The sequence below is a fragment of the Rhizobium sp. 21-4511-3d genome, assembly GCF_053522545.1.
Map to the genome: position 1 here is coordinate 1 of NZ_JBNWCF010000013.1, position 17,667 is coordinate 17,667.

General features: G+C 57.9%; 21 protein-coding genes. 10 read left to right on the forward strand and 11 right to left on the reverse strand.

The genetic code is table 11. The features are described from left to right. Window positions 1–57: 57 nt before the first annotated feature. From ACQZ5H_RS24705 to ACQZ5H_RS24715, 3 genes are all read right to left on the reverse strand, one after another. Entirely contained in the window at window positions 58–804 is a 747-nt protein-coding gene (locus ACQZ5H_RS24705; RefSeq protein WP_449099211.1) for a hypothetical protein, read from the reverse strand. Between the two features lie 405 nt (window positions 805–1,209). Next, the gene (locus ACQZ5H_RS24710; protein ID WP_449099212.1) at window positions 1,210–2,487 is read right to left on the reverse strand and encodes a hypothetical protein; all 1,278 of its coding nucleotides are present in this window, start codon (window positions 2,485–2,487) and stop codon (window positions 1,210–1,212) included. Between the two features lie 809 nt (window positions 2,488–3,296). Further along, on the reverse strand, window positions 3,297–3,773 hold the full coding sequence (locus tag ACQZ5H_RS24715) for a hypothetical protein (RefSeq protein WP_449099213.1): 477 nt from the start codon (window positions 3,771–3,773) through the stop codon (window positions 3,297–3,299). Window positions 3,774–4,888: 1,115 nt separating this feature from the next. Here ACQZ5H_RS24715 and ACQZ5H_RS24720 point away from each other — a divergent pair. Further along, window positions 4,889–5,611, forward strand: coding sequence for a hypothetical protein (locus ACQZ5H_RS24720; RefSeq protein ID WP_449099214.1), 723 nt, complete (start codon window positions 4,889–4,891; stop codon window positions 5,609–5,611). Here ACQZ5H_RS24720 and ACQZ5H_RS24725 read toward each other — a convergent pair. Next, a complete protein-coding gene (locus tag ACQZ5H_RS24725) occupies window positions 5,604–6,191 on the reverse strand; it encodes a recombinase family protein (RefSeq protein ID WP_449099215.1) in 588 nt (195 codons plus the stop codon). The two genes, ACQZ5H_RS24720 and ACQZ5H_RS24725, sit on opposite strands and share 8 nt — an antisense overlap. Before the next feature lie 183 nt (window positions 6,192–6,374). Here ACQZ5H_RS24725 and ACQZ5H_RS24730 point away from each other — a divergent pair, with 183 nt between their 5' ends. From ACQZ5H_RS24730 to ACQZ5H_RS24740, 3 genes are all read left to right on the forward strand, one after another. After that, entirely contained in the window at window positions 6,375–6,848 is a 474-nt protein-coding gene (locus ACQZ5H_RS24730) for a hypothetical protein (protein ID WP_449099216.1), read from the forward strand. A 288-nt stretch (window positions 6,849–7,136) separates the two neighbouring features. Beyond that, complete coding sequence (locus tag ACQZ5H_RS24735; RefSeq protein WP_449099217.1) at window positions 7,137–7,955, forward strand: hypothetical protein; 819 nt, start codon at window positions 7,137–7,139, stop codon at window positions 7,953–7,955. 69 nt (window positions 7,956–8,024) lie between these two features. Further along, a complete protein-coding gene (locus ACQZ5H_RS24740) occupies window positions 8,025–8,774 on the forward strand; it encodes an abortive infection family protein (RefSeq protein ID WP_449099218.1) in 750 nt (249 codons plus the stop codon). A 119-nt stretch (window positions 8,775–8,893) separates the two neighbouring features. On the opposite strand, the gene ACQZ5H_RS24745 is transcribed toward ACQZ5H_RS24740, so the two are convergent. The 3 genes from ACQZ5H_RS24745 to ACQZ5H_RS24755 all read right to left on the reverse strand — a co-directional run bounded on the left by ACQZ5H_RS24745 (window position 8,894) and on the right by ACQZ5H_RS24755 (window position 11,041). Then, window positions 8,894–9,406 (reverse strand): hypothetical protein, encoded by a 513-nt coding sequence (locus ACQZ5H_RS24745; RefSeq protein ID WP_449099219.1) that lies wholly within the window; start codon window positions 9,404–9,406, stop codon window positions 8,894–8,896. Between the two features lie 88 nt (window positions 9,407–9,494). Further along, complete coding sequence (locus ACQZ5H_RS24750) at window positions 9,495–10,652, reverse strand: hypothetical protein (RefSeq protein ID WP_449099220.1); 1,158 nt, start codon at window positions 10,650–10,652, stop codon at window positions 9,495–9,497. Continuing rightward, window positions 10,649–11,041: a hypothetical protein gene (locus tag ACQZ5H_RS24755; RefSeq protein ID WP_449099221.1), complete on the reverse strand. Its 393-nt coding sequence runs from the start codon at window positions 11,039–11,041 to the stop codon at window positions 10,649–10,651. Before ACQZ5H_RS24755 ends, ACQZ5H_RS24750 begins: the two co-directional genes overlap by 4 nt. Before the next feature lie 120 nt (window positions 11,042–11,161). Here ACQZ5H_RS24755 and ACQZ5H_RS24760 point away from each other — a divergent pair, with 120 nt between their 5' ends. Beyond that, a complete protein-coding gene (locus ACQZ5H_RS24760) occupies window positions 11,162–11,371 on the forward strand; it encodes a hypothetical protein (RefSeq protein WP_449099222.1) in 210 nt (69 codons plus the stop codon). A 49-nt stretch (window positions 11,372–11,420) separates the two neighbouring features. Here the strand turns inward: ACQZ5H_RS24760 and ACQZ5H_RS24765 are convergent, their stop codons facing one another. Both ACQZ5H_RS24765 and ACQZ5H_RS24770 read right to left on the reverse strand, forming a co-directional pair. Then, entirely contained in the window at window positions 11,421–12,056 is a 636-nt protein-coding gene (locus ACQZ5H_RS24765; protein WP_449099223.1) for an NrsF family protein, read from the reverse strand. Beyond that, a complete protein-coding gene (locus ACQZ5H_RS24770) occupies window positions 12,043–12,609 on the reverse strand; it encodes a sigma-70 family RNA polymerase sigma factor (protein WP_449099224.1) in 567 nt (188 codons plus the stop codon). Before ACQZ5H_RS24770 ends, ACQZ5H_RS24765 begins: the two co-directional genes overlap by 14 nt. 226 nt (window positions 12,610–12,835) lie before the next feature. On the opposite strand from ACQZ5H_RS24770, the gene ACQZ5H_RS24775 reads away from it, so the two are divergent. The 5 genes from ACQZ5H_RS24775 (at window position 12,836) to ACQZ5H_RS24795 (ending at window position 15,612) form a co-directional block, all read left to right on the forward strand. Next, window positions 12,836–13,105 (forward strand): BufA1 family periplasmic bufferin-type metallophore, encoded by a 270-nt coding sequence (locus ACQZ5H_RS24775; RefSeq protein WP_449099225.1) that lies wholly within the window; start codon window positions 12,836–12,838, stop codon window positions 13,103–13,105. A 44-nt stretch (window positions 13,106–13,149) separates the two neighbouring features. Next, on the forward strand, window positions 13,150–13,437 hold the full coding sequence (locus ACQZ5H_RS24780) for a BufA1 family periplasmic bufferin-type metallophore (protein WP_130279316.1): 288 nt from the start codon (window positions 13,150–13,152) through the stop codon (window positions 13,435–13,437). 63 nt (window positions 13,438–13,500) lie between these two features. Beyond that, window positions 13,501–14,355: an MNIO family bufferin maturase gene (gene bufB / locus ACQZ5H_RS24785; RefSeq protein WP_449099226.1), complete on the forward strand. Its 855-nt coding sequence runs from the start codon at window positions 13,501–13,503 to the stop codon at window positions 14,353–14,355. Window positions 14,356–14,363: 8 nt separating this feature from the next. Beyond that, a complete protein-coding gene (locus ACQZ5H_RS24790) occupies window positions 14,364–15,137 on the forward strand; it encodes an HvfC/BufC family peptide modification chaperone (RefSeq protein ID WP_449099227.1) in 774 nt (257 codons plus the stop codon). Further along, window positions 15,130–15,612, forward strand: coding sequence for a DoxX family protein (locus tag ACQZ5H_RS24795; RefSeq protein WP_449099228.1), 483 nt, complete (start codon window positions 15,130–15,132; stop codon window positions 15,610–15,612). Before ACQZ5H_RS24790 ends, ACQZ5H_RS24795 begins: the two co-directional genes overlap by 8 nt. On the opposite strand, the gene ACQZ5H_RS24800 is transcribed toward ACQZ5H_RS24795, so the two are convergent. Next, on the reverse strand, window positions 15,613–15,945 hold the full coding sequence (locus tag ACQZ5H_RS24800; RefSeq protein ID WP_199625949.1) for a hypothetical protein: 333 nt from the start codon (window positions 15,943–15,945) through the stop codon (window positions 15,613–15,615). It lies immediately after the preceding gene. Between the two features lie 65 nt (window positions 15,946–16,010). Beyond that, window positions 16,011–17,615, reverse strand: a complete 1,605-nt coding sequence (locus ACQZ5H_RS24805; RefSeq protein WP_449099229.1) for a GumC family protein — start codon at window positions 17,613–17,615, stop codon at window positions 16,011–16,013. Window positions 17,616–17,667: the final 52 nt, after the last annotated feature.

Below are 17,667 nucleotides of genomic sequence, written 5' to 3' on the forward strand. Positions count from 1 at the left end.
TGCGTAAACCCTGTAATCGTCATATGTCGAAGCCTCGTTCGGCAACAACATCAACAATCACGCGCTGATCCGGAAGGTGGGGTCAAAACACCGCTTACGGTCCAACAGCTTTTTTCCAGCATATCCGAGCCCGGCACCGAGACCTTCTTCAACTTTCTTTTTAGCCGTCCTTTCGGCGACTTCTTGGGCGATCCGAGCAGTCTTCTTCAATAGCCCTGGCTCGACCATCGGGCCCTTGAGGACCGCAAGAGTCGTTTCCAAGATAGCAATCAATTGGGCGCGCTCGATGTCCGTCAATGCGGCCTGGTCCTCGCTCAGATTCGTGGCCTTCGCCAACAGCACTGCCTCTTCAAGCCACTCTGAGACATCCGCGATAATCTCCTTTGCCTGTGATCCACGCCTTACATAGATCCACTGCTCGGTCCAAATCTGGATTGGCTCTGGAGGATTAGCGTCAGCGGCAAGATCGAGGCTATCGTTTCCAGATGGTGATGACTCGGCTCCTAGCTTATTTTCCAGGGTCCGCAGGTAGGTGCGTGTCCATTTGAGCGCGGCGATCATGACGCGTGCCCTGAGCTTTGCCTCGTGGTTTTTAAACTTGTTCGCCACTGAGGGGTTGAGGTCGAACGCATGGAGAATGCCTCTCGCGTCAAACGCCTCGTAGACTGACACGGCCTCCGGCACATACGTTACCGGCATCAACTTATCACCAACATCTACGGCCTGAAGTCTGCTGAGGCTTCGCCCAACAGCGGTTAACATCTCGCGGATTTCTTCTAGTGAAAAGCCAGGGTCGATCGACATGATGCCTTAATGGTTGAGTTGTGTTCGGCAGCAGGGTGGCACACTGGGGTTGAGGCTTCAAGCGGCAGCTAGTAGGCGCAGTCAGCCTGTTAGCATAGCCTGGGGCCTTGCTTTATGCCGACTTAAGGCCAGCCCTCACGCGCTCTCTGCCAGTGGCGATTACGGCCTCACCGCAGGACGTCTGTGAGGGCAGACTCGAAGGCAAGCTCTGTGGAATATCAACGGCAGGAGTATCCCTCCGCTCATCATTTCCTTTGGGGATCTAGCCCTTGGCTGCGGCAGAAGGCGGCCTCTAAGCTCATGATGATGATGGAGCTGAAACTATTATGCCTATTGCTCTAAGGCCCGCCCCCAGAGGCTATAGGGGCAAGTTATTTGGTGACGTCGAGTGGCAATTCAGCCGACTCAAGCCATCTTCGTCATGCGCTCTGTCGGCTGCGGGATCACCTTCTCGGTCACCGGCAGGGTGAAGCCAAGCTTCGCCAGGCTAACCTCCTCCATCGCTTTCGAGGCGAGCCCCTTCTTGCTCTGTGCCACCATAAGCCCATCATGCATGGGAAGAGCGACGACCTCCTCCGAAATGAGACGCAGTAATACGGCCACGAGTAGATTGCTTTCGGCCGCCATCAACTCGAAACCAATCTCTGTGTCGAGCAAAGGGGCAATCGCCGGATGGATTTCAACAATTGCGTTGCGGAACCGCGACATGCTCCAGCCCACCGGGAGCAGCGACGTGGCACCTTGCGGAAGCCTTCGTGCCTTCGTCTCGCGAAAGAATAGTGAGGACAAGACCCGCTTTACTCCGTCCCTATGATCTTCCAGTCCCGGAATGGCGTAGAGGTCACCCTCAGGCGGCTCGGCTACCTGTCGTATATATGCCAGGCGAACAAACATTGACGAGAAATCTAGGTCTGCAACCGGTTCACCGCCAATTGTTAAGAGGTGGCGCTCAGTGCGCGGGAGATTTTCCCAGAAGCCGCCATAGATTCGACCATGCCGGTTAAAGCTCGGCGCATCTGTCGAGCTTGAGGCATCGAATCGCCGAGTGAGATGGATTGGTCCCGAGGCCTCCCCATTTAATTGGATGTTAGCTTTGGCGAGGGCTTCATTTATTGCAGACATTTCGGCATGTAACCGCACGGTCTCAGTGCTGTCTCGGTAGTCAACCAACAGCTTTTCATGCTCCGGACCAGCCTGCAGAATTATCGTCTCCCCTCCTGCTGCCCGTCCAACATCTACTCGTCTGATCCCATGCGCGTTCAGGTGCGACAGGAACTGCAAACTGGGAATAAGCTTCGTTCTCTGCTCCTTATAAACGGCCTCGATGACTTCGACATGGCCACATGCCGCTAACTCATCTGCCGCCCAGCGAACTCCATCAGGGGTAATGGGGTGGCGATCGTAGCGGCTCCGTTTTAATTTCCGGAGCGGAACCACGAGATCGCGACTACCAGCCGCCTCAAGGGTTGCCATGGCGAGGTTAGCTATCAACGTCTCGGTACAAGCCTTCCGCCTTGCCATCGCGTCTGCCCGGTGTCTCCTTCCGGGGGTGATCGGTGGAGGTTTCAGTGAGGAGAAAAGATCGGCTGCAAACTCGACAAGCGCGTCTCCTTCTGGCACCAGCCATGGGTCGAAATGACGAACGTCCTCTTTCTCGAATTGGTTGGGAGCACCGCTCTTCAAATTTATTCATCCGCCTTGTGTGTATGCATCTTGTTGACCAACATGTGCGTCCCCACCCCCGCTAGGTGATCAGGCGGCGGTGAGGACTTTGATCTATACCCCTACGCGCGCGCCGGGATGCGACGGATGGGGGCCGAAGCGCTCGGTACGCATTGCTATTATCTCGGGAATGGCTGCACGGGCGAGCGCATCGCAAGCCTTCTCCAACACCTCTCCGATCTTCCTCAGGACGTGTCCTGAAGAGCGTGGATAGGCGTGAAGCTCGGCTGGTCGCGTGCCACCCGTCAAGGGGTCCCAAACATCCCACTTGCTATGAGTGCCGCTCGCGAGCCTATGGATGGCCTTCGCTACTTGAACGATGCGGAACTCACGGGTGCGGTGGCTACCGAAATCATCCTCAATGAGGGCTGCGACCCCTAGATAGATGGCTACTAGCCGTCGCGTGGGAATTTCCGCCGCCCGTATGCGAGCGAAGGCAATCCGAGCCCGGTATTCCGCCGGTATGCCGCGCAAGTTCGTCGCAGGCGTAACGCGTCCGGAACCGGCCATGAAGTGTTCAAGCTCCCAATACGCGCCTCGATAGACCGGATCGTCCCGGTGCTCCTTGAGCCAGAGTTCGGCGCTTCGAATGTATGGTTGCAACTCGGAAGCCTTGTACGTGCCGTGCCAATGAGAACCGTGCCGAGCTTTCCGTTGAGTGTGATATCGGCAATAAAACGAGGAGCCGAAGCTGGTATTGTCCGCCACATCGCGACAGCAGCCAGGGATGGAGCATCTTCGTTTTACGAAACCGACAGTAGACGCCTCAATCATTGCTTAGCCAATGCATGGGCGCTCACTTTAAGCCGATCCAACCGAATCCTATCGTTGGATGATGAGTTCCTGGAAGTTATCTTCAGGTTACGCTCATCCCGGACCTTGTGGTACTGCTCAATAATGTCGGGGTTCGCTACTTTTCCGCCGGAATTCTTCCAACCTTTCCGCTTCCATTCATCGCTCAATCTGATGACGAATCCAGGGTAGTTTGAATCGCAGCATACCTCGATCTCAGAGTGCGGCGGGACAGCTTCGCAAAGATCGACAAGCCCCCGAAGATACGCGCGTTGCTCTGTGCTGTCAGTATCTGCGCCCGAGGCCGCAAAACGATAGGGCTCTTGCGATCCTTCTCTGTCCTCTAGCTCGACACTGACAGCGGAACGTCCGTTTTCTTGTTTGCTCGCCGAAATCCATCCCCGATACGAACCGGCAATCAAAAAGTGGGGTTGCTTCTCCGGATACTTCAGCATTCTCTCTTTCCATTCGTTTGCAGATAAACACCTAAGATTGCATTTAACAGAACCTCTGGGTTTCTGGCAATTAAAATCTAAAGACTAGCATCAATCTGATCTATTGTTACATTTCAGTATCTTATGATGACCACCCCCTACCGAAGCCCCTCCATACCACCCGCCATACCACCCTTCCCACCACGCCACCCCTACCCACCCACAAAACCACATACTCAACCCTAGGGGGCAGCCAAGGTGTAGGGGAAGGTTAGGGCAACACCGAGGCCTGCCCCTTATCCGGCACCTATCGAGACCGCCACCTCAAGGGCCCCCATTAGGACCACCCACCTCACAGGCACCCATCAGGACCACCCACCTACGGGTACCCATCAGGACCACCCACCTCACGGGTACCCATTAGGATCTCCGGTGGCAGGTCATCGAGCAAGATGGAGACGCCCTGGTGCCCCCCCCCGAGGGCCAGGGATCATGTGACCAACCCATTGCGTTGACGCCCAACTAGGGTAGAAGTGGCTTGAGCGCAGACGCGGCGTTCCGGGTCTTAGAAAGCCTGAGCTTAGCGGTATGGCATCCCACCGGAAGGGATGACCGATCCTTGACCTTCTCCAGGTCGGGGGGCCTTGGGCGTATGTCCAGGTTCACCGAACTAAAGGCCCCAGGGACAGGCTAAGCTCTGTTTTCTAACCCCCCGATCACAAGGGTCATGGAGGCTATGCTTGCGGGGGCGCCCCAGGCCAGTGCCTTGGTAGGTCAAAGATGACAGACAATCCAACTCTAGGGGCCTCGAAGCCCACCTCAGCGAACACCGCTCTCCCGCCTTCGGGTAAGCAAAGCCTCTCCCCTTTTGCGATCATTGGCCTGAGTGGCCTCGGAGCATTTGTTGGACTTGCCATCGTGCTCAACGCCACGAGGTTCGGGTCAGTGGGTAGATATCAACTGGCTGCCAGCTCAAACAGCAACACAGTCGTTCGCATGGACACCACCACCGGCGAACTATCGCTCTGCTATGGCTTCAGCCTCGTCAGGCCCAAATGTCTGCCTTGGGGACACGACAACCAACCGTTCAAGACCATCCCGGAGCCTGCACCGGCCGGTCAGCAGGGAGGCGGCGAATGAGAGCGCAATGGCCCACCAAAGCTTCAGTTCTTGTTGGCATTTCTCTACTAGCTATGGCTTCCTGCTCGGACGATGAGCTGACAGCCCGCAAGCACGCCTGTGCGGACTACGTTAAGTTCGAGGTGATGCTTCAGGAGGATAGGTCGCAATGCGTGACCGACGAGCAGACCTTCAAGGCCGCTGCAGACAAGATGGCTACTAGGATGGCAGAGAACGTTTATCCCATCTTGGTGGAAACGGCTCGGCGCACAGCAGCATCGGCCCGCAGGATCAACCCCGGCATATACCCAGAGCTTTCTGGTGACGTGGACTCTATTTCGGCATCTATAGACGGCGAGGGATTGCCGCCCCATTTCTATGTCGATATCGACCAGGTAACTTTCGCTCCGCCGACCGATAAGGGTGACGCTCCGCATAGCGCTTGGCAAATAGATGGCTTTCGCAAAAACATCGCGCACGATACATGGAAACTCAACATTTCCGGCATCGGTCCCCACGACTTTGAGCAGGCTAACGACGTTTGCCCTATTCTCGCCTATTCAAGCACGCTGCCAGGCTGCGGCGCCCGCGTGTTCGTAGACGTTGGACCCGGGCTAATCCCGGAAATGCCCGAATTGAAGGTGATGGCCATTGAATTTGCTCCACCGACAATCGACCAGGCCCGACAAATTCTTCTTGAAAACGAGATGGGCCGATGGCCGCCGAAACCAGCTAGCTAGTGCTGACTGCGTTCGAGCCTAAGGCGTCTTTGACTATCCGGAAGTAGCTGGCCCGACTTATACCGAGTTCTGTTTGTATTTGGGCGGGCGTTTTGCCATCACGCTTCAGGGCAAGCACCTTGTCGGCTTGTCGTCTAGCGGTCGGCGCCCTGCCTGTGTATTTGCCGTCTGCCTTTGCCTTAGCGATTCCTTCCTTCTGCCGCTCCAGCATCAGCTCACGCTCGAACTCAGCGATGGACCCTAGGAGGTTTAGCATGAGCTTCCCGGTTGGCGTCGATGTATCCAGGTTGAGGGCAAGTATTCGCAGCTCAACACCTTTTTCTCGGAGCCTTGCCGTGATCGCCACGAGGTCGGCCACAGAGCGGGCAAGGCGGTCAAGCTTGGTGACGACCAGAACGTCACCCTCACGAACATAATCCAGAGCACGCTCCAATTCCGGCCGACTGTTCGCCACCGAGGAGACTTCCTCCGTAAAGATCTTGATGCATCCTGCTGCCCGTAAATCGCGAAGCTGAGCTTCAAGGCCAGCCTTCTGGTCTGCCGTCGAAGTGCGGCCATAGCCAATTATCGCAGTCGTCATCGAAGCTCCTTGAGTCTCAATAGGATCAATTGGGCAGAATTAATGAGACTATCGGTATCAAAAGTCAATTCGATATCTATGTGAGACTATCTGGTAGACTTCGCGGAAGACTCACAAGGGCTTGCTCTATTGAGACGCGCTGTGCGAGAGGTCAGCATTCAACCAGCCAAAGGGAGGCGCAGCTTGGACCCGCAGATATGGACCTCTAAAGATATAATCACGACAGTCATAGCAACTGGAGTGATCGCGGCCGCGGCACGAGAAATCATCGAATGGGCCAAAGGAAGCCGCCGCAATGCAAGAGAGCTGAGCTATCTTAGTGTCGCAACCGCTGCAGCCCTCGACGGGTTTGCCATAGTGTGTAGGGACCTAGAGGAAAGCATGGAGGCTAATTACAAACAATATCGATCTGTGGGCTCAATTTCAATTCCAGCCCCACCTGAGTTTCCGGCAGATTGCGATTGGCGTTTGGTGGAGGCCGAATTGTTGAATGAGCTCTTCTCTTTTGCCAACAAGGTAAGACAAGCTCAGTCAACCGCGAGTTTCACCTCACATTTCGAGGGCGATAGATGGTCACACGTGACTGCAGTGAAAGATCTTGGAGGCGAGGCAAGGGCACTTGCGGCACGATTGCGTAAGGACATCGGACTATTTTGATGATTATGCCTTCGGCGGAAGACCCGCTTTAGGCGGCTTCGCTTCGACCCCTTTGTACTAGGTGCCCGGCGGTTTACTGGACGGAGCGGAAAAGAGCGTACGGCCGAGCCCGTAGGGAGGGCGCTTTGTGTTGGCATTTGATCCCAGTGGATGGGCACGGGGGGGAAAGAATGCAGCCGCTACTACGTGATCACGTCTCGCATAAGTGACCCCTAATTCCCTTCAGCGCTCTGCAGCGACATCCGGGCTTCACGGGACGATTGCACTCTGCGTGGCGATAAACGGACCATGCAAAAACACGATAGGTATTTTATGCGGTGGCTTCTCTTATTGGTTTTCTTCTTGAGTGTTAAATCGGTCGCGGCGGTTCAATACAGCCCAAGCGATGCAACTTTGACAGAAGTACGTGCAGAACAGCGGTCCGAAGCTGACCTCCAGGCACAGCAGGATATGGTGAAGTATACTGCCTGGGCCGTTGGCACCGCGGCGGCATCGGGAGCGATAGGAGCACTGACCCTACTAGCTCTCTGGTGGTCACTAAGACAAGCCGAACGCGCGCTCAGCCAAAGCCGCGACGCCGAGAAGGCAACTCGGGAACGGGATCAGGCCAGCATTCGCGCGTATGTGCATGTTGACAAGGTCACCCTGGGCTCCGGCGGGAGGCCTATCCTGCACTGCAAAAACACCGGTGCCACGCCAGCAAAGTTCTTTGCGGTGGGGGCAGACATCAAGAGAGTGCCATATGGGGAAATCTCACGAAGCGCAGTCTTGGGAAATTATGAGATGAAAGCGTGGCCAGCGCTAGGCGGAAGTTCCGAGCTTACCGTGAACGTCCAGCCGACGCGTGGTGAAGAACTGTTGGAGGAGTTTGTCCTGAGAGGAGGGTTCGCTCCAAGAGAGTGCTTGGTTATAGTTGGTCGCGTTGTCTATGCGGATATCTTTGACTCCAAATTTGAAACAGGCTTTGTATTTTACACGCGTAGTGGCCAACAGAGTGGAAGCTTTAGCCGGCCGGTGAACGGGCTGCCCGCTTTCCGCGAACTCAGCGCTGCCGAATGGTCCGCTATCTCAGAGCAGCCTCCGGAAGCCGATGCAGGAATGGCTTAGCGCGTCAGCCGTTTATTTATTGTCCACTTGCCGTCAACGCGGGCTAAATACTGGAGGGTGTAAAACTGAATGTTTGACGAAGCGGATTTGCCTGACGACGTCCTAGAGCGAGCAACAATGTTGGAGGGCATTCTGGTGGATGCCGCCACTGGAGGGTCCAGTGATGCCGCGGCCTATGAGTTTCTGCGGCGGGACTTCATACAGCGTGACGACCTGAAGGCATTGCTGCCTACCTTTGTGCGGTCGTATCGCAATTTGTCAGCTTTCTGGGGGTGGATAAAGTTTGCGGCTAGCACCTACGCAGAGCGTCGAAAGATAATTAGCGAGGCTTTCACGCCTCTGATGGATCACCTGGAGGGAAGGAAGAATGCACCCGGTGATGCGGAGATGTCCGATGCGTTGGAGACCTTCGATGCAGAAGGTGTCCACGTGGTCTGGAATAAGGCCCTGTCACGGCGGACCTCAGACCCCGAAGGCGCCATAACAATTGCCAGGACACTATTGGAGACGGTCTGCAAGCGTATTTTGGACGAAAGAGCTGTGCCCTACAATGACACGGAGGACCTTCCAAAACTGTACGCGACGACCGCGAAAGCTCTCAACCTTGCTCCAAGCCAGCACTCGGAAGAGCCAATCAAGGCAATCCTCGGCGGGGCAATGAATTTGGTTAACGGGATCGGGACTTTGAGGAACAGGCTTTCGGATGCACACGGGCGAGGCGGCAAGCTACCTGTTCGACCATCGCCTCGCCATGCAAGCCTCGCAGTGAACATTGCGGGAGCAGTGGCGACGTTCCTGGTAGAGACCCATCGCACCTAACGGAGAGGCATCCGGGGCTAAATCGCTGTCGATCCGTAACCAACCCTGTCCAATGCTTGCCCCTGTATTTCTCCGGCTCGGGTGCTCACGGTATTGAGCATGTCAGGATGGCATGGACACTATCCACTCACCAACGCCAGGCGTGGGAAGTAAACGGAGAATGCTTTCTTTACTTCGTTCCAGGCGTCGATATCGTGGGCATGCTTCCACTTTACGGTATTCAGCACCTCGTACCCGGCGGCCTTGAGTTCTTCCGCAAGCACTTTCTCAAGCGCACCAACCATATTTCGAATTGGCACATGCAAAGCCATCAGGGCCGTTCGATCAGCACCGCTTTCACCCATCACCTCATCAAAAAGAGGTCCATGTGAAATTAGCTGAAAGTTAGCACAATCCTCGGCCTCTAAGTCTCTAGCCTTTAGATGTTTCCGTAACGCGTTCTGATTGGAGGAAAAACCTAAGTGTTGGCCCATTCGAGTGAACGGAGCAGTTGCGTAGGGGCTGGAATTGTCGCCTGTGCGCCCGACATACAGAAACTCGCCCTTAGGAGTCTCCACACGCCAAACATAGAGCCAGAAGCCCCTTTTCAGTACGGCAACAGGAAGAGTGATTACTTGCGTGCTTGGTTCCAACCCTACTATCCTCACCACATGATTGGCCGACGCCGCCGTGTAACAACGAAGGCAAGCTTGCCACCATATTCACGCAGATGGTTGTCCGTTATACGGTACCTGCGCCGGGTTCGAGACTTATGACGCTTTTGACACTCAGGAAATCTCGTCTCGGTCGCTCATAAAGCTCGCCCGCTAGAGCAATTCGTCCTCCGATCTTGAAAGCCGGATTAGCTCTTAGAGCGGCAAATGCCTCGCGAGTGAAGCTGCATGTAGTGACAGCACCTGCAGGGACCCTGATCAGAATAGTCGCACTAGGCGCATTGATTTCAATTATCGCTCCCCAACGATCCGCACTGACATGGTTCGAGTTTTCGTAAGAAGCCCTGACGATGTCTGCTCGCTCGCGACTGATTGATATGCGCTGCAACTTGTCTCCATTTTGTGTAGAGAACGTTACATTCGAATAGGGAGTTTCATCCGAAGGCAGCAGGTGCTTTATGTTCTCATAGATGCTCTCTTCATCGTCATCACTTTCAATACGCGCTCGTTCAGGTGATTCAACTAACTCAGCTACTTCGGCGAAAAATTCATTTTTATGATTATTGGCGCCGATCCTAAGTTCATCGCGTGTCAGGTCGCGATTGTTTTGGGCTTGACGAAGGCGATTGAGATTAAACGTCGGTTCTTTGATAGAGACCATCAAGCTTCCGAGTGCAGGGTCGCCTACAAGGAAATCAAACGTCGACGTTTTCATGCCGCGTAGTGACGGAGGCATAACCACGTTCCGTGCGAAACCTTGGACGCTTCCGAGTAGCTTCATCAACGTGGAGTAAGGAATATGATCCCTATTCAGCTGTTCGCCTCGAAAATAGATAGAAAGGAACGCGTCCTTTTCTTGGAGAACGTCAGGGCACTCGCCTAGGTGTTCAAAGACGCCAACATTGCGTTCGGGTAACCGATCCGCCAACTCTGTAGGCGACGCCTTGAACTCTCTCGTAACATCATATTTGCCGTTCGCATAAACGACGTAGTTGTCAATCTGCGCTTCGAATGCGCCTCGGATGGATAGCCGTCCGTCTATGAGACCCTCAATGTTTCTGTCGTCGATGTAACAGGAAATAAACTCATGTCCGTCATCGGTTTCGTCGGTTTTCAAGAAAAGGCTGCTAAACAGCCCTATTTTGGCAACGAAGAGTATTGGCTCATCGAATTGGTAAAGTGTCTTGACAATATTTATCTTGTAGAGCGTATCAGCCGCCATCATTGGTTACTCGGATCGATAACAATCTCGCACGTATTAAGCAGATTGGACCCATGACTTTTCCAAAATGTGTGATGTTCGGGCTGTGGTTTGCTTGGGGTACTTTTCAGACAGCCGTCATTGCTCGTGATAGTGAATTTGATAATGCGCTTCTTTCGAAAGAATTTATATGCCTTGAGCGCATGCTCCACTGCTTTCATATGCGGCCAAACTGACAAGCCCCAACTCTCGCAAGCACTTTTGTCGGTGCCATCCCTACCCCGTTCAGCGAACGATTGGAAATCTCTCAAGGTAGGTTGGCGGCCATCAATGGCCTTGTAGAGATCGGCATCAAGTTCCTCTGCATCGCACGGCGGGCAGCTAAGGGGGAGATCGTCGTGATATTGCAGCATTGGTGATCCGTTAAAACGCGCTGTTATGCGTACTGCTTTATCCCGCTATAGTCGAGTGGGCGCGACAAAGAAATTCCCGCATAAAGGGCAGCGACATTACGTGGCACGAGCGCGCCGCGGATGGCTCTTCGCTATGCGGCAGACGATTTCGCTCTACACCAACTGGCAAGCTGGGCAGTTGGACCTTTTCCATCTGCATCACAAGAACGAAAGCTGCAACAAACCCTTGTAACAACCGTTTTCATCGGGCAAATATTATGTAATAAAATCAAGCCAGAGAAGGGAAAAATGCGCAGTCCTCTTCTGGGCACCATTCCCATTGAAAATTAGCAGCTTAAGCCGATACCAACGGCTTTTTCAGTCTGCTGTTTTCTCCTCCTCACCACCGCAGATATCGTGATCCGATGATAGCACCGAGTGCCGTTACGACGGCGGTGGCGGTCGTGTACCAGGTCGCCAGGAAAAGCGGGCTGTCGTCGGGGCAATGCCAAGCGTAGAGCGCTGCGGCAAGGCCGGCCGAGGCGAGACCTGCGACGGCACCGCCGAGGGTGGGGTTCTCAGGCGCAGCATTCTTCAGCGCCCAGAGAAAGCCTGCGAGCGGGGCCAGTGACAATACCGGGATGAAGAAGACGCAGAAGGCGGCGTTGCGGCCGAGCAGCGCTGCGCGCCAGGCGTCTTCCGGAATGGCCGTCAGTTCCGTTGCGACGCCGGCGATCACCAGTGCCAGCGGCAGCAGCAGAGCCAGGGACGCAAGCTTCAAGGGAACGCCGGGGCGGCCGATCCGGAAGACGAGGCCGCAGGCGGTAACGGCGAGCGTCAGCGTGGTGACGATCTTGAAGAGCACGCGGGCGGTTTCGATCGCCGTTCCCATGTCGCGGCGGATGCCGATGGTGGAGAGCAGCAGAACCGCCGAGACGACGACGCCCGCCACGAGCGCGCGGCTGAGCAGCGGACCGAGGCGGGATCGCACCGGCGCATCGGCGGCAAGCATGCTGATCAGGTCATCGGTCTTCACGCGTCTCACTCCGGTATAGGGCCGCCAGCGCCTTCAGCGCCCGGTGCAGGGAAACACGCACCGCACCCTCTGTCATCTTCAGCCTCTCGGCCGTCTCGCGGATGCCCGCCCCCTCGATCGAGATCGAGCGGACGATATCGCGTTGCGGGTCTTTCAGCCGCTCCAGCATATGTTCGGCATCGAGCCGGTCGAGATTGCCCGCCTGCTCTTCCGCCTCAAGCGTCGCCATCACGTCGTCGATCGGCACGTCGATATGGCGGCCGCGGCGGCGCAGGCTGTCGATCAGCTTGTTGCGCACGATCGTCGACAGCCACGGGCCGATCGGGCGTGCCGGATCCCACGTGCCGCGCTTCAGATGCACCGCAAGCAGGACTTCCTGCACCACATCTTCCGCTTCGCTCGCCGGTGCGCCGAACTGATCGCAGCGGCGGCGCGCCATGGCGCGCAGGTGCGGCGTGACGGCGGAAAGGAAGCGATGATAGGCCTGCGTATCGCCATCCACGGCGCTGCGCATCCAGCCTGCCCATTCCTCTTCACGCGCCGAATGTTTCATCCGACATAATCCTCTACGGAGGGCCACACGTTTTTGTTACCGCCCGGGCAGAAATATTTCAGACAGGCCTCACACGCCTTTGTTTTCAGGCTTTTCGCTTGCCATCGCGTAAACGGCAAGGGCGCGTCCCGTAAAAAAATCGTGGAGCCGTGTAACAACAGCCGCCATGCCTCCGTAGCCCTCAGTGCAAGCCAATCACGGCTCGCCATTCTACGGAGATGAAACAATGAAGAACAGCATCGTTACGCTCGCACTGGCAGGCTCCATCGCTTCGGCGCTCGCAACCATCGCAGCCCCCGCTGCCTCGGCCGCCGACAGCAAGGAGAAGTGCTACGGCGTTGCCCTCAAGGGCCAGAACGATTGCGCCGCCGGCAAGCACGATTGCGCCGGCAAGTCGACTGTCAGCTACGACAAGATGTCCTTCAAGCTGGTCCCGGCCGGCACCTGCACGTCGATGAAGACGCCGAAGGGCCATGGCATGCTGACGCCGGCCTGATCGGCCCCACCGCCCCCAGAAACCAAGAGACACCGGAGAAGACCATGACCAAACTCCCCGCCACCGTCTTTGCAGCCTCGGTCGCCACCGCGCTGACGCTGATCGGCAGCGTCCAGACCGCTTCGGCTCAGGATGCCGCCAAGGAGAAGTGCTACGGCATCGCCCTCAAGGGACAGAACGATTGCGCTGCCGGCCCCGGCACGACCTGCGCCGGCACGGCGAAGATCGACTACCAGAAGAACGCCTGGAAGCTCGTTCCGGCCGGAACCTGCACGTCGATGAAGACGCCCGATGGCACCGGCTCGCTGACGCAGGGCCCAGCTCCGGCCTGATCCGGTTGCAGACAGCAGGCGGCGCCGAGACGGCGCCGCCAACCCAACTTCAGGAGAGACAGGATGAAACCCTCCGCATTGCCCCGCCGTCCCGGCATCGGTTTCAAGCCCGAACATTTTGCCAGCATCATCACAGCACCCCAGCCGGTCGGCTTCTTCGAAGTGCATGCCGAGAACTATATGGGCGCAGGCGGCCCGCCGCATGCGCAGCTCGGCAAGCTGCGCGAGGACTATGCATTGTCGATCCATGGCGTCGGCCTGTCGATCGGCTCGATGCAGCCGCTCGATCAGGATCATCTGCAGCGGCTGAAGACCGTCTGCGACCGCTATGAGCCGGAGAGCTTTTCGGAGCATCTCGCCTGGTCGACGCATGACACGGTATTCCTCAACGACCTCCTGCCCCTGCCCTACACATCCGAAACGCTGTCGCGCGTTGCGGATCATATCGACCAGGTGCAGGGCACGCTGAAGCGACAGATGCTGCTTGAGAACCCGGCAACCTATGTTCTGTTCGAGGAAAGCACGCTCGAAGAGACCGAATTCCTGGCGGAGATCGTCAGGCAGACCGGATGCGGGCTGCTGCTCGACGTCAACAACGTCTTCGTCGCCTCCACCAATCACAACATGAACCCGCGCGACTATCTCGCCCGCTTCCCGGTGCAATGGGTGCGCGAGATCCATCTCAGCGGCCATTCGGAAACGACGGATGACGAAGGTGCGCCACTGCTGATCGATTCGCACGACACGCCGGTCAAGGACCCGGTATGGGCGCTCTACGAAGAACTGATTGCCCGGACGGGGCCGATCGCCAGCCTGATCGAATGGGACAACGACGTGCCGGAATGGCCCGTCCTGCGCTCCGAAGCCGAGGCCGCGGGAGCTATCCTCGATCGCGCCGCGCGGCTGCGGGCGGCCTGAGGCGTGTCATGGCTACCATCACACAAGAGCAATTCGCGGCAGCGCTACGGGATAGCGCGCTGCCGGTTCCCGAGGGGATCGCTGCCTGGAATGCGGCACGCCCGCTGCGGCGCTTCGGCGTCTATCGCAACAATGTCATCTCGGGGCTGATCGGCGCCGTCGCATCGCGCTTTCCGGTTGCCGAGGAGATCGTCGGCGAGGAGTTCTTCGCCGGCATGGCCTACGAATTCATCTGTCTGCATCCACCGCGCTCGCCGCTTCTGCTTTCCTATGGCGACGGCTTTGCCGATTTCGTCGAGGCTTTCGAGCCGGCACGGGAAATCGCCTATCTCGCCGATGTCATCCGGCTGGAAGCGGCGCGCGGCAGTGCCTATCACGCGGCAGATGCGGCGCCGCTCGCCGCCGATCGTCTGGCGCTGCTCGAAGAAGGGCAGCTTGCGTCGCTGGTGTTAACGCCGCACCCGTCCGCATCGATCCTCCGCTCCGTCCATCCAATGGTGACCATATGGGCGATGAATGCCGGTGAGATGGCCTTTGCGCCGATCGACGACTGGCACAGCGAAGATGCGCTCGTCGTCAGGCCGCAGATGATCGTCGAAGTACACCGGCTGCCGCCCGGAGGTGCTGCATTTCTCGAAGCATTGTTCAGCGGCGCGACGCTTGCTGTCGCCGCCGGCGCGGCCTTTGCCGCGGCGCCGGATTTCGACCTTTCTGCCAATCTTGCCGGAGCGCTGCAAGCCGGCGCCTTCTCGGACCTTTCGACAGGAGATGACCATGAATGAGGATATGACGCTTGCCGCGCCATCGGGCCGCGGCCTTGCCTATCGGGTCCACAGCCTGATGACGGCTTTCGGGATGATCCCGCACGATCTGATCGCGACGGTCGCCCGGCTTTCGATCGCCGCCGTGTTCTGGCAGTCGGGGCAGACGAAGGTGGATGGCTGGCACGTCACCGACAATGCCGTCTATCTGTTCCAGACCGAGTACAAGCTGCCCTTCGTCGATCCGTGGCTGGCGGCGCATCTGGCGGCCTTTGCCGAGCACTTCTTTCCGCTCTTGCTGGTCATCGGTTTCGCCAGCCGCCTTTCAGCGCTGGCGCTACTCGGCATGACGCTTGTGATCGAGATTTTCGTCTATCCGGATGCATGGCCCACCCATGGGACATGGGCTGTCTGCTTTCTGGTAATCATCGCCGGCGGGCCGGGGCGGCTTTCACTCGATCATCTGATTGCGCGTTATTTTGCACGCAGCACCTGATCAGCGCACCGGCTGATAGTGGCCACGCAGGGGAACCTGCGTGCCCTGGCTGATCTGGCCATCGCGATCGCAGACGTAGACGATCGTCGGCATGCCGCCGGAACGGAAGATCCAGTCACCGTCGCGGCGGACATGGCCGGTCTCGGTGTGGCAGGCATATTGCTCTTCATCCTTCTTGTCAGGCTGAGCCTTGACGCCAGGAAGATCGGTATAGGGATAGAGCGGCTGAACATCGGCCTTGCCCGCGCGCGCCCAATCGGTCGCCGAGGCCTGCAGCGGCAGAATGGCCGCAAAGGCGAAGGCGGCAATCACGATCGACGGCAGGATGCGCATGTTCATTTCTCCCGGCATTGAGCCATGGAACCTGTCTTCTGATGTAGGATGAAGACGGGGCCGCATCAAGCGCGGCGGAAATATCCGCGGATGACAGGATGGGCGAAGAGCGCGGCCATGATGGCAAGTGCCGCACCCAGCGCGAAACCGCCGAAAAGCCCGCCGATCAGGCCCGCGATCATCAGCGTCTTCTTGCCGGGACCATCCGGTTTTACCGGCGGCTCCGCCTGCGAGATCACGCGAATATTACTCTGCGGCAGGTTCTGTTCTTCGGCCGTCAGGCTGGAGCGCTTCAGCAGCGTCTCGTAGATGTTGCGAACGGCGGTCGCCTTGCGCTGCAGCTCGTTGAGCTCGACCTGCTTGTCGGAAGCTGTCGCCTGCAGCGCCTTCTGGATATTCAGTTCCTTGGAGACGGCGTCTTCCGCCTTCTTCGCCTGGTCGTACTCGGTCTTCGCCGAGGTCACCATGCGCTGCAGTTCGCCCTTGATCTCGTCCTGGATGCTCTGCAGCGAGGAGCGAGCGGCCTGGAGGCGCGGATGACGGGCACCCATCTGGCTTTCGAGGCTGCCGACGATGGCCGCCTGCGTCGCATATTGCTGGCGCAGGCTGGCGAGAGCCGAATTGACGGAGGAAGCGCCGCTGTCGTTCGGGCCGCTGGCGACGATGGCTTCGAAGCTCATGTTTTGCGCAGCGTCGGCGCGGGCCTTAGCCTGGATCGTCTTGTCCTGCGCCGTCACGAGCAGCGTATTGAGAGAGGCGAGGCGCTGGTCGGAGATCAGCTTGCCGTCGGTCTCCGACATGTCGTTGTCGGCGCGGAAGGTCTCGACCGCCTGTTCGGCATCCTGCACTTGCTTGCGCAGGTCGGTCAGGCGGGTGTCGAGCGTTGCGGTGGTGTTCTCGTAGAGGCCGGTCGAGGCGCTGCTTTCCTCCTGCATGAAGGAGGCGACGACCTGGTTGGCCAGTCTGGCGGATTTTTCGGGGTCGTGGGTCACGGCTGTCAGCGACACGACATAAGTGCCGGTCTGGCGGGCGATGGTCAGCGACTTCTGCAGCGCGGTGATGACGGCCGCGTCATCGGTGCGGCCGCCGTTGAAATCCGGGTCCTGATTGAGTTTCAGCGTATCGGCGACACGCTTCAGGACGTTGCCGGAGGTCAGGATCTGCACCTGGCTGTCGATCATCGAGGAGATCATCTCCGGCGAGATCGTCGATTGCTGGGCGGCCGGATCAGCCAGGCCGATCTGCCGCGGATCGAAATAGAGGCTCGTCGTCGCCGTGAATTTCTGCGGCAGCATCGGCAGGACCGCCGCACCGGCAACCGCGCCGAGGACGGCCAGACCGGCAATCATCAGCTTGCGGTTCCAGATCGCGAAGATCGCCGAGCGCACGTCAAGCAGCGGCTCGTCGGCGGCAACGACAGCAACCGGTGCGGCTTCGACGCGAGGGCTTGCGGCAACAGGCTCGGTCACGGGCGGCAGCGGCGGTGGGGCAGCGGGCTCTTCGTGGCGGATCTGCGGTTCGGGAGCGGGTGGCGGCGGCGATGCCTTGGCAAAGTCGGACGGGCGCAGGACGGGGGAACGCGGGCGCGCGGCCTCAGGCGCAGTCTGCGCAGGCTCGTAGCTTCGCCAGCCCGGCAAGCGGCTTACCCTGTTCCTGTCGAATTGGCTCATCAGCGCTCTCGTCACCCGCCGGCAGAGTGCAGCGAGGGTAGGCGAATTTTAG

Coding starts and splice junctions, on each gene's coding strand:
- ACQZ5H_RS24705 (WP_449099211.1), bottom strand. CDS start 804: ATGTCGATCGACCCTGGCTTTTCACTAGAAGAAATCCGCGAGATGTTA.
- ACQZ5H_RS24715 (WP_449099213.1), bottom strand. CDS start 3,773: ATGCTGAAGTATCCGGAGAAGCAACCCCACTTTTTGATTGCCGGTTCG.
- ACQZ5H_RS24720 (WP_449099214.1), top strand. CDS start 4,889: ATGAGAGCGCAATGGCCCACCAAAGCTTCAGTTCTTGTTGGCATTTCT.
- ACQZ5H_RS24725 (WP_449099215.1), bottom strand. CDS start 6,191: ATGACGACTGCGATAATTGGCTATGGCCGCACTTCGACGGCAGACCAG.
- ACQZ5H_RS24735 (WP_449099217.1), top strand. CDS start 7,137: ATGCAAAAACACGATAGGTATTTTATGCGGTGGCTTCTCTTATTGGTT.
- ACQZ5H_RS24740 (WP_449099218.1), top strand. CDS start 8,025: ATGTTTGACGAAGCGGATTTGCCTGACGACGTCCTAGAGCGAGCAACA.
- ACQZ5H_RS24750 (WP_449099220.1), bottom strand. CDS start 10,652: ATGATGGCGGCTGATACGCTCTACAAGATAAATATTGTCAAGACACTT.
- ACQZ5H_RS24755 (WP_449099221.1), bottom strand. CDS start 11,041: ATGCTGCAATATCACGACGATCTCCCCCTTAGCTGCCCGCCGTGCGAT.
- ACQZ5H_RS24760 (WP_449099222.1), top strand. CDS start 11,162: ATGGCTCTTCGCTATGCGGCAGACGATTTCGCTCTACACCAACTGGCA.
- ACQZ5H_RS24770 (WP_449099224.1), bottom strand. CDS start 12,609: ATGAAACATTCGGCGCGTGAAGAGGAATGGGCAGGCTGGATGCGCAGC.
- ACQZ5H_RS24775 (WP_449099225.1), top strand. CDS start 12,836: ATGAAGAACAGCATCGTTACGCTCGCACTGGCAGGCTCCATCGCTTCG.
- ACQZ5H_RS24780 (WP_130279316.1), top strand. CDS start 13,150: ATGACCAAACTCCCCGCCACCGTCTTTGCAGCCTCGGTCGCCACCGCG.
- bufB (WP_449099226.1), top strand. CDS start 13,501: ATGAAACCCTCCGCATTGCCCCGCCGTCCCGGCATCGGTTTCAAGCCC.
- ACQZ5H_RS24790 (WP_449099227.1), top strand. CDS start 14,364: ATGGCTACCATCACACAAGAGCAATTCGCGGCAGCGCTACGGGATAGC.
- ACQZ5H_RS24795 (WP_449099228.1), top strand. CDS start 15,130: ATGAATGAGGATATGACGCTTGCCGCGCCATCGGGCCGCGGCCTTGCC.
- ACQZ5H_RS24800 (WP_199625949.1), bottom strand. CDS start 15,945: ATGCGCATCCTGCCGTCGATCGTGATTGCCGCCTTCGCCTTTGCGGCC.
- ACQZ5H_RS24805 (WP_449099229.1), bottom strand. CDS start 17,615: ATGAGCCAATTCGACAGGAACAGGGTAAGCCGCTTGCCGGGCTGGCGA.